This window comes from Streptomyces griseoaurantiacus (assembly GCF_036189845.1).
In the GTDB taxonomy this organism is placed as follows: Bacteria; Actinomycetota; Actinomycetes; order Streptomycetales; family Streptomycetaceae; genus Streptomyces; species Streptomyces griseoaurantiacus.
The window spans coordinates 5090124-5103441 of sequence record NZ_CP108326.1 but is presented as its reverse complement, the minus strand read 5'-3'; the positions used below and the strand labels follow the sequence as shown (position 1 = coordinate 5103441).

General features: G+C 69.1%; 9 protein-coding genes, 1 tRNA gene and 1 pseudogene. 2 read left to right on the top strand and 9 right to left on the bottom strand.

Annotation, left to right across the window (positions count from 1 at the left end; genetic code table 11):
* Positions 1-326: 326 nt before the first annotated feature.
* From thrB to OHB09_RS22790, 6 genes are all read right to left on the bottom strand, one after another.
* Positions 327-1295 carry a homoserine kinase gene (thrB, locus tag OHB09_RS22815; protein WP_167795176.1) on the bottom strand — a complete coding sequence of 323 codons (969 nt, stop codon included), beginning with the start codon at positions 1293-1295 and terminating at the stop codon, positions 327-329.
* 472 nt (positions 1296-1767) lie between these two features.
* A complete protein-coding gene (gene thrC / locus OHB09_RS22810) occupies positions 1768-2826 on the bottom strand; it encodes a threonine synthase (protein WP_319117993.1) in 1059 nt (352 codons plus the stop codon).
* A 6-nt stretch (positions 2827-2832) separates the two neighbouring features.
* On the bottom strand, positions 2833-4134 hold the full coding sequence (locus OHB09_RS22805) for a homoserine dehydrogenase (protein ID WP_006142437.1): 1302 nt from the start codon (positions 4132-4134) through the stop codon (positions 2833-2835).
* 176 nt (positions 4135-4310) lie between these two features.
* Entirely contained in the window at positions 4311-5702 is a 1392-nt protein-coding gene (lysA, locus tag OHB09_RS22800; RefSeq protein ID WP_006142436.1) for a diaminopimelate decarboxylase, read from the bottom strand.
* Positions 5703-5792: 90 nt separating this feature from the next.
* On the bottom strand, positions 5793-6773 hold the full coding sequence (gene nrtL, locus OHB09_RS22795) for an ArgS-related anticodon-binding protein NrtL (protein WP_328922465.1): 981 nt from the start codon (positions 6771-6773) through the stop codon (positions 5793-5795).
* Positions 6774-6998: 225 nt separating this feature from the next.
* A complete protein-coding gene (locus tag OHB09_RS22790) occupies positions 6999-7511 on the bottom strand; it encodes a response regulator (protein WP_328922464.1) in 513 nt (170 codons plus the stop codon).
* 249 nt (positions 7512-7760) lie between these two features.
* Here OHB09_RS22790 and OHB09_RS22785 point away from each other — a divergent pair.
* Positions 7761-7832, top strand: a tRNA-Arg gene (locus tag OHB09_RS22785).
* 318 nt (positions 7833-8150) lie between these two features.
* Here OHB09_RS22785 and OHB09_RS22780 read toward each other — a convergent pair.
* The 3 genes and pseudogenes from OHB09_RS22780 to OHB09_RS22770 all read right to left on the bottom strand — a co-directional run bounded on the left by OHB09_RS22780 (position 8151) and on the right by OHB09_RS22770 (position 11102).
* Entirely contained in the window at positions 8151-8969 is an 819-nt protein-coding gene (locus OHB09_RS22780) for a hypothetical protein (protein WP_328922463.1), read from the bottom strand.
* A gap of 95 nt (positions 8970-9064) precedes the next feature.
* Positions 9065-9448 carry a DUF6083 domain-containing protein gene (locus OHB09_RS22775; RefSeq protein ID WP_328922462.1) on the bottom strand — a complete coding sequence of 128 codons (384 nt, stop codon included), beginning with the start codon at positions 9446-9448 and terminating at the stop codon, positions 9065-9067.
* Between the two features lie 276 nt (positions 9449-9724).
* Positions 9725-11102: pseudogene (locus OHB09_RS22770) on the bottom strand (IS1380 family transposase).
* Positions 11103-11232: 130 nt separating this feature from the next.
* Here OHB09_RS22770 and OHB09_RS22765 point away from each other — a divergent pair.
* On the top strand, positions 11233-13311 hold the full coding sequence (locus OHB09_RS22765; protein WP_328922461.1) for an N-6 DNA methylase: 2079 nt from the start codon (positions 11233-11235) through the stop codon (positions 13309-13311).
* Positions 13312-13318 lie beyond the last annotated feature (7 nt).

The window sequence follows — 13318 nt, the reverse complement described above, 5'->3', positions numbered from 1 at the left end:
GGGCGGTGGTCCGCCAACGCGGCGGAGGAGATTTCTGGTGATGACGCTTGCCTGAGCGGTGGCACTTGGTGTCGGTGTCACGCGGCTGGCTCACGCCGGTCCCGGAGCGTGCCCGGCAAACAGCTCAGTGTTGCCGTACGGCGTACTGCCCGCATACGTCGTACCGAACACGGTGCGGCTTGGGAGGCTCCCGGAAGAATGTCTGTCCCGAACGGGGACACGAAGCACCTCGCCATGGCGGGGTCGGGTGCAGACTTGAGGTTAACACTACCGGATCCAACAAACATTCCCCCTCTCGAAATCCGGCAACCGGACGCTGTCGGTGGTTATTGCCCGCCGCCGGCCCCGGAACCGGCCTCGCCGCCGGCTTCCGTTCCGGGGGCCGTGAGCGGCAGCACGCTCGCCCCGGTGCCGTCGAGTTCCAGCCGGTTGGCGGCCCAGCCGGGGCCCGCCAGATCGGCCACCTTGTCGGCGCTCGCGGCGTCCGCGAGGGCCAGAACCGTGGGTCCGGCACCGGAGATGACCGCCGGTACGCCGTCCCCGCGCAGCCGTTCCACCAGTGCGGCGCTCTCCGGCATGGCGGGCGCGCGGTACTCCTGGTGGAGACGGTCCTCGGTGGCGGGCAGCAGCAGCTCGGGGCGCCGGGTGAGGGCCTCGACGAGCAGGGCGGCGCGGCCCGCGTTGGCGGCGGCGTCGACGTGCGGGACGGTGCGCGGGAGCAGGCCGCGCGCGGTCTCGGTGAGGACGGGTTTCCCGGGCACGAAAACCACTGGAACGATGGAATCGGCGGGCTCGGTCCTGATGGCCCGGGCGGCGCCGGCCTCCATCCAGGAGAGCGTGAACCCGCCGAGCAGACAGGCGGCGACGTTGTCGGGGTGGCCCTCGATCTCGGTGGCGAGTTCGAGGAGCGCGGTGTCGTCGAGCCGGGACTCGCCGCCTATGGTCACCGCACGCGCGGCGACGATCCCGGCGCAGATGGCGGCGGAGGAGGAGCCGAGGCCGCGGCCGTGCGGGATGCGGTTGGCGCAGACGATCTCCAGGCCGCGGGGCTGGCCGCCGAGCACGTCGAAGGCGGTGCGCAGGGCGCGGACGAGGAGGTGGCTCTCGTCGCGGGGAAGGGTCTCGCTGCCCTCGCCCGCGATGTCGATGTGCAGCCCGGAGTCGGCCACCCGGACGACGACGTCGTCGTAGAGACCCAGCGCGAGGCCGAGGGCGTCGAAGCCCGGGCCGAGGTTGGCACTGGTGGCGGGGACGCGCACCCGGACGGCGGCGGCGCGGAACGCTGGACCGGCCATCTCTCGATGACTCTCCTTGAGCTGCGGGACTTCCGGACGGGGCGCGACGCGTGGCGGCCGCGCGACCGGCGTCCGGTTTCGGGACATCTGCTGCGGGACGTGGGGACTCGGCGGGACGGGGTGACTCCGGTGAGGCGAGTGATGCGGTGACATCTGTACGGCTCGGGGTTCGGGCACGTACGGGCAGTACGTACCCGGTACGTACGGGCAATACGTACGGGACCCTCCGGCCGTACGTCCGCGGAACGACCCGGCAGGCGCCTGGCGGGCACCGGAACCGGCCGCGCGGGGTCGCGCGAAGGGCGCGGCACCGCGGCATATGCGGCGGGCGGGTTCGGTACAGCCTATCGAAGGTGGGTTCAGTGGCGACATAGGGCGCACGGGAGGCGCACGATGCGTGTCGCCTCCCCGCCGTGCACCCCCGCACCGCCGCGCCGCCGCCCCCGGGTGGGCGACGGCGCGGACGGCATCGTCAGGCCAGGCCCAGCCGCTCGGCGGCCGTCGCCGCGTCGACCGGCACGGTGACGGGCTGCGGCGCACCCGCGACGGCCCAGTCCGGGTCCTTGAGCCCGTTGCCGGTGACCGTGCAGACGATCTTCTGGCCCGGGTCGACCTTGCCCTGCTCCGCCGCCTTCAGCAGGCCGGCGACCGAGGCGGCCGAGGCCGGCTCCACGAAGACGCCCTCCTGCGCCGCCAACAGCCGGTAGGCGCGCAGGATCTCGCGGTCCGTCACCTCGTCGATGGCGCCGCCGGACTCGTCCCGCGCGGCCAGCGCGAACTGCCAGGAGGCCGGGTTGCCGATGCGGATGGCGGTCGCGATGGTCGAGGGGTCCTTGACGACCTCGCCGCGCACGATCGGCGCCGATCCCGAGGCCTGGAAGCCCCACATGCGCGGGGTGCGCGAGGCGATGCCGTCGGCGGCGTACTCGGTGTAGCCCTTCCAGTAGGCCGTGATGTTGCCCGCGTTCCCGACCGGCAGCACGTGGATGTCGGGGGCGTCGCCCAGCATGTCCACGATCTCGAAGGCGGCGGTCTTCTGGCCCTCTATCCGTACCGGGTTGACCGAATTGACCAGCGCCACCGGGTAGTTGTCGGAGAGGGAGCGGGCGAGGGTGAGGCAGTCGTCGAAATTGCCGTCGACCTGGAGGATCTTGGCGCCGTGGACGAGGGCCTGGCCCATCTTGCCCAGCGCGATCTTGCCCTGCGGCACGAGCACCGCGCAGACCATTCCGGCACGCACCGCGTAGGCGGCGGCGGAGGCCGAGGTGTTGCCGGTGGAGGCGCAGATGACCGCCTTGGCACCCTCCTCCTTGGCCCGCGTGATGGCCATCGTCATGCCGCGGTCCTTGAAGGAGCCGGTGGGGTTGGCGCCCTCCACCTTCAGGTGGACCTCGCAGCCCGTGCGCTCGGAGAGCACCTGCGCGGGTACGAGCGGCGTGCCGCCCTCGCGGAGTGTGACGACCTCCGTGGTGTCGGAGACCGGCAGCCGGTCCCGGTACTCCTCGATGATTCCGCGCCACTGGTGGGTCATTGCTGGTTACTCTCCTTCAACCCGCATGATGCTGGCCACGCCCCGTACGGTGTCGAGGCTGCGCAGCGCCTCGACGACGCCGGTGAGGGCGGCGTCGGACGCACGATGGGTGACGACGACGAGGGAGGCCTCGCCGTCTCCGTCCGGTCGGCTCTGCTGGCGGACCGTGTCGATCGAGACGCCGTGCTCGGCGAACACGGTGGCCACCTGGGCCAGTACGCCCGGTTTGTCGGCCACGTCCAGGCTGATGTGGTACCGCGTGACGACCTCGCCCATCGGCGAGACCGGCAGCCGGGTGTACGCGGACTCGCCGGGTCCGGTGGTGCCGTTCAGCCGGTTGCGGCAGACGGCGACGAGGTCGCCGAGGACCGCGGAGGCGGTGGGCGCGCCGCCCGCGCCGGGACCGTAGAACATGAGCTGTCCGGCGGCCTCGGACTCGACGAACACGGCGTTGTAGGCGCCGCGCACGGAGGCCAGCGGGTGGCTGAGCGGGATCATCGCGGGGTGCACGCGCGCGGTGACCGACTCCCCGTCCGCCGCCCGCTCGCAGATGGCGAGCAGCTTGATGGTGCAGCCCATCTCCTTGGCGGAGGCGAAGTCGGCCGCGGTGACCTCGGTCATGCCCTCGCGGTAGACGTCGTCCAGGCGCACCCGGGTGTGGAAGGCGATCCCGGCGAGGATGGCGGCCTTGGCGGCGGCGTCGAAGCCTTCGACGTCGGCGGTCGGGTCGGCCTCGGCGTAGCCGAGCGCGGTGGCCTCGTCCAGGGCCTCCTGGTAGCCGGCGCCCGTGGAGTCCATCTTGTCGAGGATGAAGTTGGTGGTGCCGTTGACGATGCCGAGGACCCGGTCGACCTTGTCGCCGGCGAGGGACTCGCGCAGCGGCCGGATCAGCGGGATGGCGCCGGCGACGGCGGCCTCGTAGTAGAGGTCGCGGCCGTGCTCGCCCGCGGCGGCGTGCAGCGCGGCGCCGTCCTGGGCGAGGAGCGCCTTGTTGGCGGAGACGACGGAGGCGCCGTGTTCGAGGGCGGTGGTGATGAGGGAGCGGGCGGGCTCGATGCCGCCGATGACCTCGACGACGACGTCGATGTCCCCGCGTTTGACGAGGGCGGTGGCGTCGGTGGTGACCAGGGCGGGGTCGATGCCCGCGCGCACCTTGGCGGGCCGGCGGACGGCCACTCCGGCGAGTTCGAGGGGGGCGCCGATCCGGGCGGCGAGGTCCTCCGCGTGCGTCGTCATGATGCGCGCCACCTCTGAGCCGACTACCCCACAGCCCAGCAGCGCCACTTTCAGCGGACGCGTACGCATCATCCGACCTCGTTTCCTCATACCGTCCAGGTTGGACCAGTCTCACGCAACGGACCGGAATTCCTGCCCTTGGTCCGGATTGTGAGACATCTATTTCATTGCCGCGACGGCGGAAGAACGAAAGATCTCCCGCCGCCGCCCATGCTTCGACCCCGCCCTCTCCCGGGGCGGGTGCGGGCTCAGCCGACGTCGAGCCGCAGCAGGTCCTCCTCGGTCTCCCGGCGCACGATCACCCGCGCCTCGCCCTCGCGCACGGCCACCACCGGCGGCCGCAGCGCGTGGTTGTAGTTGCTGGCCATGGACCGGCAGTAGGCGCCGGTGGCCGGCACGGCGATCAGGTCACCGGGCGCCAGGTCTGCGGGCAGGAACGCGTCCTTCACCACGATGTCCCCGCTCTCGCAGTGCTTGCCGACCACACGGACCAGCATCGGCTCCGCGTCACTCGTGCGCGAGACGAGCGCGACGCTGTACTCCGCGTCGTACAGCGCGGTGCGGATGTTGTCCGACATGCCGCCGTCCACGGACACGTACGTCCGCAGCCCCTCCAGCGGCTTGACGGTGCCCACCTCGTACAGCGTGAACGCGGTCGGCCCGGCGATGGCGCGCCCCGGCTCGACGGAGATGCGCGGCGTGCGCAGCCGGGCCGCCTCGCACTCGCGGGTGACGATCTCGGTGAGCGCCTTGGCGATCTCGTGCGGCTCGCGGGGGTCGTCCTCGCTGGTGTACGCGATGCCGAGCCCGCCGCCGAGGTCGATCTCGGGCAGCTCGACCCCGTGCTCGTCCCGGATGTCCTTGAGCAGCCCGACCACGCGGTGGGCGGCGACCTCGAAGCCCGACATGTCGAAGATCTGCGAGCCGATGTGGGAGTGGATGCCGATGACGTCCAGCGAGTCGAGCTGCAGCGCCCGCCGCACGGCCTCGGCGGCCTGCCCGCCGGCCAGCGGGATGCCGAACTTCTGGTCCTCGTGGGCGGTCGCGATGAACTCGTGGGTGTGCGCCTCGACCCCGACGGTCACCCGGATCTGCACCCGCTGCCGCTTGCCCAGCTCACGGGCGAGGTGCGCGACCCGCACGATCTCCTGGAAGGAGTCGAGCACGATCCGCCCGACGCCCGCCTCGACGGCCCGCCGGATCTCGGCCGGGGTCTTGTTGTTGCCGTGGAAGGCGATGCGGTCCGGGGCGAGCCCGGCGGAGAGGGCGGTGGCGAGTTCGCCACCGGAGCAGACGTCGAGGTTCAGCCCCTCCTCGTCGAGCCAGCGCACGACGGCACGCGAGAGGAAGGCCTTGCCGGCGTAGAAGACGTCGGCGTCGTGCCCGAAGGCGGTGCGCCAGGCGCGCGCACGCGCCCGGAAGTCCTCCTCGTCGAGGACGTACGCCGGCGTCCCGACCTCCTCGGCGAGCGTCTTGACGTCGACCCCGCCGACGGTGACGACACCGTCCTCGTCGCGGGTGACGGTCTGCGCCCACACCTTGGGGTCGAGGGCGTTGAGATCGACGGGCGGAGCGGCGTAGTGGCCCTCGGGGAGGACGTCGGCGTGCCGGGGCCCGGCGGGATGTGCGGAACGACTCATGGCGGCGAGCTCTCTACTCTTCTTCTCTGCGACTGCGACTGCGTGCTCTGAGACCGGGCGGTGACGGGGACAAGACGCCCGCGACCGCCCTCAGAGATGGACGGGTGCACTGATGCCGAGCAGGGACAGGCCGCCGGCCAGCACCGTCCCGGCGGCTTCGGCGAGGGCGAGCCGGGCACGGTGGGCGGCCGAGGGTTTCTCGTCGCCGAGGGGCAGCACGGTGTGCTGGACGGCGAGGAAGGCGTCGGCGGTGCCGACGAGATGCCGGGCGAGCCGGTCGGGCGCCCGGTGCCGCGCGGCGTGCGCGAGGGCGTGCGGATACTCGGCGAGCGCGCGCAGCAGGGGCCGCACGTCGGTCTGGGCCGTGTCCCCCGGCTCAGGCACGAGGTGGAGGCGGGCGCCCGCGCGGGCGAGGGCGCAGGTCCTGGCATGGGCGTACCGCACCCGGAACAGCGGATTGCTCTCCCGTTGCACGAGATGCTCGGCGGTGATCCGCGGCCGGTCGTGCCCGGCGGGATGCAGCAGCGCCCACCGCGAGGCGTCCCCGCCGAGCGGCGCCGGATCCTCGGCCGCCGGCACGGGGCGCAGCGTGGCGGGCTCCCCGTGCGCGACCTCGACACGCCCGCCCTGACTGGCGATGATCCGCACGAGGGAGTCGGCGACGACCTCGGCGCGCACGTCGAACGGAACCCGCAACAGCACGGGTTCGTCCCCCGCGCACTCCTCGGAGTACCCGTACCGCTCCCCGTCCGCCCGGATCCGCCGCACGAGGGCGGAGGTGGCGAGATCGTCGGCGAGGTGGACGTTGAGAAACCCGGGCCCGCTGACGAGCACATCGGCGACCCCGTCGGCCCGGCACAGCCGCGCCCGCAGTATCTCGGCGACGTCGCGGGGCGGCCGCCCGGCCTCGCGGGCGAGCCGCAGCGCGATGTTGGTGGCGTAGTCCCCCGACCCCCCGGGCCCGGGCGGCGTCACCACGGCCCGCGAGGGCACGACCACGTCCAGCTCCCCGTCCTCGACAGCGGACCGCACCGCGCGCAGCACGGTACGGGAGAGCTCTACGGGGGTCACGGGACAAGCGTAGGGGAGGAGGGGGGTGCGAGGGCGAGTCGAGGGGGCGGGGGTATCGGGATGTGGACGGGGGTGGGGTCCCGGGGCGGGGGCGCCTGTGCGGGGAGGGCGCCGGGGGGCGGGTCAGGGACTGGACTGCGGCCGAGGCTTCTGCACGGGTGCTGGGGAGCAGGTCAGGGACTCAACTGCGGCCGAGGCTTCTGCACGGGTGCGCTGGGGGGCGGGTCAGGGACTCGACTGCGGCGCCTCGGCCCGGCCGGCCTGACCCGTCGGCCGATCGGCATCCCCGGATCCGGAACCGGAACCGGAACCGGCACCACGAGGAGCACCCCCGCCGACACCAGTCCCTCTCCCCCGTCCCCTCCCTTGCTCCAACAGCTCTCGCACGATCCGCACGAGATCAGCCGGATCAAACGGCTTGGCGAGGAAGGCATCGACGCCGACGTCGAGCCCGCTCTCCACCTCGTACTGGGTGCAGGCACTGATGACGGCGAGCGGAAGATCACGGGTACGGGGGTCGGCACGCAGCCGGGCGGCGGTCCGCAGCCCGTCCAGCCTGGGCATGACGACATCGAGGGTGACGACGTCGGGCCGCACCCGATGCACGACATCCAGACACTCGACGCCATCGGCCGCGGTCACGACCTCGATGCCCTCCAGCTCGAGGTTGACCCTGATCAGCTGCCGGATGACCTTGTTGTCGTCCACAACAAGAACCCGGCCGGACGCGCCTGGCACAACTCGAGAGTAGGTCGAGCCACACCGCCCCGTCCGGCTTTTCCCGACTTCTGCCCCGTGAGGGGGGCGGAGTGCTTGCCGTGTAGACGCGCCGCCTTGGACCGCCCTCCCAGAGGCACCCCCCCCCGCCAAGCAGCGGGAGCGGCGCCCACTCCCTCCCCCTCAACATCAAAACCCGTTCATGACCACCACGGAGGAGCTGGTAGTGTTCTACCCGTCGCCGCGAGCAACACCGAACGCGACCGACACGCCCCCGTAGCTCAGGGGATAGAGCAACGGCCTCCGGAGCCGTGTGCGCAGGTTCGAATCCTGCCGGGGGCACCCAGCATGAGGTGCCCAAAGACCCCGTCACCAGCGGAAACGCTGAGGCCGGGGTCTTCGCGTATGTGCAGGCGTGTGCCGCCAAAAGCGGCCGTCTGCCGAGGGCTGTGGACTATTCGTGGACAGGATCTTGGGGCATCTTTCCTGGTCAGCTCCAGGATTTCCGAGGCAGCGCTCAGTCGGCATCCGGTCACCCTGCCGGAGGCTAAGGCGGCTTGCGGTCGTCCGGTCGCTCCGCCTACCGCGCGTTCGCCCCACGCAGGCTCGTGAAGATCAGAGGCCTCCCGCGCGCAGAAGCACCACGCGCGGCCAGCCCCGCTACTGCAGGTCTTCCAGACGGGCCAGGAGTCCGGCCGCGGTCGCCACTGCCGCTATCGCATCCGCCCGAGACCACGTGAAGTGCTCTGTGGTCCCCGAATCGTCGTGCTGCGCCCCGCTGAATAGCTGGTAGGCACTTTGGATCAGCATCCCCCACCGCTGTTCCTGGGACCGCTGCTGCGCAGACGGCAGGTTCCTCACCACGTTCACGGTGTCGCAGGCTTCCCTCACAGCGTCCAATGCCAGACGGGCCTTGCCAACGGCCTCCTCGAATCTGCCCGCGCCGATCAGGCTTTTGGCTTCCCTCAGACGCCGCGCGGCAGTGGCCCTGTTCTCCACCTCTGTAACTGGAACCAGTACGTCAACGAACGCACCCGCATCGAGTTGGGCAAGGGTCTTCGCCCACTCCTCGTGCGAAATCCGGACGGTCAGCTGGTCCGTGCGAGCCGGCCAGCCTGCGATGGCACCGAGTTGCACTGCGGTCAGGTCCACACGCAACTCCAACTCCCGACCCTTCCGGGCCTTCTCCAAGCCCAGTATCTGCGCGTCGGTCAACGCCACATCGAAGCTGATGTTTCGACCCTCGGGGTGCGCTTCCATCGGCCACCGCTGCATTAGTGGGCCCAGCCACCCGGAGTTCCCCATGTCGTTCACCCAAAGCTCACCCGACAGCTGGTGCGCCTGCCCCTCGGGGATGTCGCCCGTCCCGGCGGCCTCGAAAAACAGTGTGAGGCGGTGCACACCCCAGCCCGGTATGAGTGTCAGCACGTGTCGGGCGGGCTTGATGCTCAGCAGGTAGCCGTCGAACTGGAAGGCCATCAAAGGGCTCCTCGTAAGTGGTTCTAAGAGAACCCTGATGGTGCCAGCCTACGCTCTGCTTACGCCAAGGATTAGAGCGGTTACCGAGGGACCACTCAGCCGGCGTCCGGCCACTCTTCTGGAGGCGAAGGCGGCTTGGGGTCGTCCCGGCGCTCGGCCTGCCGCGCGTTCTCCCCACGCAGGCTCGTCAACCACGGCCACAGATCCGGCAGCGGCTGTGCCGGGCAGGCTAGACGGTGCTCGATCCGACACCGCTGGAACTGATCCGGCGGACACACCCCGTAGACCGTCACGCGTCCATCGGGCAGCTCGATCCACCGATGCTCCGCCGGGACGGTGTGAGCCAGCGGTTGCATGTCTGGCTCCAGCAGCACCCAGTCATGTTCGAGTGTCGCCATCCGGTCCTGTAACAGCCCGCAATGCGGGCAGCGAGACTGCCCGCCACCTAATCGCCGCGGCCTCTCTTGTAAGACCCCCATACCGTGAGGGTCGCCAGCTCGGCAGTCCAGGCGTAGAGCACGAACCGGACTCAATTCCTGGGACGCCCGTCCGCCAGCGGGACGAAATACGACGCGTCAGGTGCAGCCAGCAACTAACCTCGGCATTTCATGACGGCTCGTCAGTCCAACTGGCGGGCCGTTTCGGCGTGTTGGGGCGGTGGTGAGCATGCCGGTGGCCCGGCTGTCGCGTCGGGTGGGCGCCGGGTTCCACGGCTCCGGCAGGGGGTGCTGTTCGCAGGGACGGGAAGGTGCTGGTCAGCCGGGGTTCGGGAGGGTGTCGAGCCGGGCCAGGGCGTCGGTGATCAGGTGGGTCCAGGGCCAGTGGCGGGCGAGGCGGAGGATGCGGCGGCGTCCGGTGGTGACGAGCTGGGCGGCGGTGGAGAACAGTCGCAGGCGGAGCCGTCGGGGTTCCCACAGCCGGGCGGGGCCGGTCAGGGCGAGCATCGGCATCCAGGCGAGCAAGTCGAGGGCGATCTGGACGATCTCCAGCCAGATCTGGTTCTGTGCGGCGTCGTGCAGGGGGAGGTTGCGCAGGCCGGTGGCACGGGCGGCGCGGATGCGGTCCTCGGCTCTGGCGCGCTGGCGGTGGCGCAGTTCGAGGGCGCCGATCGGCATGTCCTTGGTGTTGGGTGGCGAAGCAGGTCAGCCGCATTCCGTCGGCGTCGGTGAAGCGCAACTGGGCGCCCGGATGAGGGCGTTCCTTGCGCACGATCAGCCGCATCCCCGCCGGCCAGCCCTTGAGGCAGTCGCCGTCGAGTTCGGCCACCCAGGCGCCGTCGCGGATCTCGCCGCCCGGCTCGACGGCGACCGTCCATGCGGTGGCCGGGATACGGAGCACCGCGGCGTGGATGGCGTCGGTGATGGTCATGCCGACCGAGTACGACAGCCACCGGCCCGGCTTCGCGAGCCAGGCCACGAACTCGTGGGTGCCGCCACCGGAGTCGGTCCGGATCAGTGTCTGTCGTCCACGCCGGTACTTCTTGGGCAGCTGGGCCAGGGCGAGTTGGGCGGTGGTGATGTGGTCGGCGGCGGTGTTGCTTCCCGCGTTGCCGGGCCGCAGCAGAGCGGCGGCCGGCTCTCCGCTGCCGCCCCGGCCGTGGTCGACGAAGGCCATCAGCGGGTGGTGTCCGAAGGTCTTCTTCCAGGTCGCGGCGGCGTCCTGCTTCTCGGAGTGGGCCAGCACGAGCACCCCGTCGATGTCCACGATCACCTGTCCGCCGGCGTCCGGTGCCGCCTGCCCGGCCAGATTCCAGACGTGTTCGCGGACATGGGCCCGTGCGGTGCGGATCGCCGCCAGGGCCTTCGGCCCGCCCGAGGCGAGGGCATCGATGAGGCGGGAGACGGTGGGATCGGAGGCCACCGGACCGAACACAGCCGGCTCGGACCGCAGCATGCCCACATCGGCCAGGCAGTCCCCGCCGAACGCGACCGCCAGGGCCACATCCAGCAGGATCTTCCCCGGATCGTGCACCGCCCGCGCTTTGCGCCACGGTGCCAGAGCCGCCGATATCGCCTGGTCCAGCCCTGTCTTCCGGGCCGTCTCCACCAGCAGGACGCCACCCGCCTGCGAGACCACCGCCCGGCCACCGCCCTCGATGCGGACACGCGGATAGGAACCGATACGCTTCTTCACCTGGGAAGTGCCTCCGGCGGCGGCAGGAACAAGGACCTCGACAATCCTCATTCTTGCTGGTCAGAGGCACTTTTCGTTTGTCTGACCACCCGTCGGACACCACGCTTCATGAAAGCGCGAGGCTAAGCTGGTGACCATCTTCGCCAACCTTGACTTCCGGGGAAGCCGGGCTGAGGGCGACGACCTACTCGGCGACGCCTACGAGTACTTGATGCGGCACTTCGCCACGGAGTCGGGTAAGTCAAAGGGTCAGTTCTACACTCCGGCCGAGGTCTCGCGGGTGCTCGCCAAGGTCGTCGGCATCGGACCGGGCACCCGGCAGGACCACACGGTCTACGACCCCACGTGCGGGTCCGGCTCGTTGCTCCTCAAGGTAGCTGACGAGGCCCCACGCGGTCTCACCATCTACGGCCAGGAGAAAGACAACGCCACTTGGGCGCTGGCCAAGATGAACATGATCCTTCACGGCAACGAGGACGCCGACATCCTCAAAGGTGACACCATCACCAACCCGCAGTTCACCCAGGGTGAACGACTCCAGACCTTCGACTTCGCCGTCGCCAACCCGCCGTTCTCAATCAAGTCGTGGAGCAATGGCCTGGAGAAAGCCTATGGTCGCTTCGAGTTCGGCCGGCCGCCGGAGAAGAACGGTGACTACGCCTTTTTGCTGCACGTCCTCAAGTCGCTGAAGAGCAGCGGCAAAGCCGCGGTCATTTTGCCGCATGGTGTACTATTCCGCAGCCACGCCGAGGCGAATATTCGTAAAGAGCTGCTGCGCCGTGGCTACATCAAGGGGATCATCGGGCTGCCAGCGAACCTTTTCTATGGCACAGGAATTCCAGCCTGCGTCATCGTCCTCGATAAGGAGAACGCTCAGGCGCGCACCGGCGTCTTCATGATCGACGCCTCTAAGGGCTTTATCAAGGACGGCAACAAGAACCGTCTCCGTAGCCAGGATATCCACAAGATCGTCGATGTATTCAACAGGCAGGCCGAGATCGAGCGCTATTCGCGTATGGTGCCGCTGCACGAGATCGCCGATGCGAAGAACGACTACAACCTCAATATTCCGCGCTACATCGACTCCTCCGAGCCGGAGGACATCCAGGATCTTCATGCTCACGTCCACGGTGGGATCCCTAACGGTGATCTAGACGCACTCAGCGGGTACTGGAGCGCGTTTCCGAGTCTTCGCACCACACTGTTCAAGGAAAATCGCCCTGGCTACAGCGATCTTGCGGTCGGTGTTGCTGAGGTGCAGCAGACCATCTTGGACTCCGACGAGTTCCAGAAGTTCGCTACCGATGTACGCGGCCAGGTGGACGATTGGTTCGTTGTCCATCGACCCACCCTCGAGGCCCTCAATGCCGACACCGTCCCAAAAGACCTGATCGCTCATATCAGCGATGATCTGCTGGCTCGGTTCAAGAACGCTCCGCTGCTCGATGAGTACGACGTCTATGAGCAGCTCATGACCTACTGGCATGGCGTGATGCACGACGATGTCTTCCTTGTCATGAACGATGGATGGCTAGATGCGGCGAAGCCCCGCAAGACCATCGAGGACAAGGAGCGCAAGCTCTCCGAGATCCCGGATCTCATTATCGGTTCCGGGCGCAGTGCCACCAAGTACAAGATGGACCTCATCCCGCCGACGCTCGTCGTGGCTCGTTACTTTGCGGACGAGCAGGCCAGGGTTGACACCCTGAACGCGGCAGCCGAGGAGGCCGGCCGGGCCGTTGAGGAATATGTCGAGGAACACGCTGTCGAAGACGGCCTGCTTGCTGAAGCGATGGAGGACGGCAAGATCTCTAAGGTTCTCGCTTCGACTCGGCTCAAGGTGGCTCGACACGAAAGGGCTGAACCAGAAGAGGTCAGGGCTCTCCAGCACCTGATCAGGTTGTACAACGATGAAACTGTCGCAAAGAAGACCGCCAAGGAAGCCGAGGCAGCGCTAAACCTCGCCACTCTCAAGAAATACGGCGACCTTACCGAGGTTGACGTGAAGTCCCTCGTGCTAGACGACAAGTGGAAGAGCACCATCAGCGAGCGGATCGTTGGTGAGGTAAACGCCCTGACTTCGACGTTGGTTGGTCGCATCCAGCAGCTTGGCGAACGGTACGTCGAGACTGTTGGAGAGCTTGAGAGCCGGATCATGCAACTGAACCGTCAAGTGAGTGCTCACCTAAAAGCCATGGGGGTCGTGTGAGCCTCGA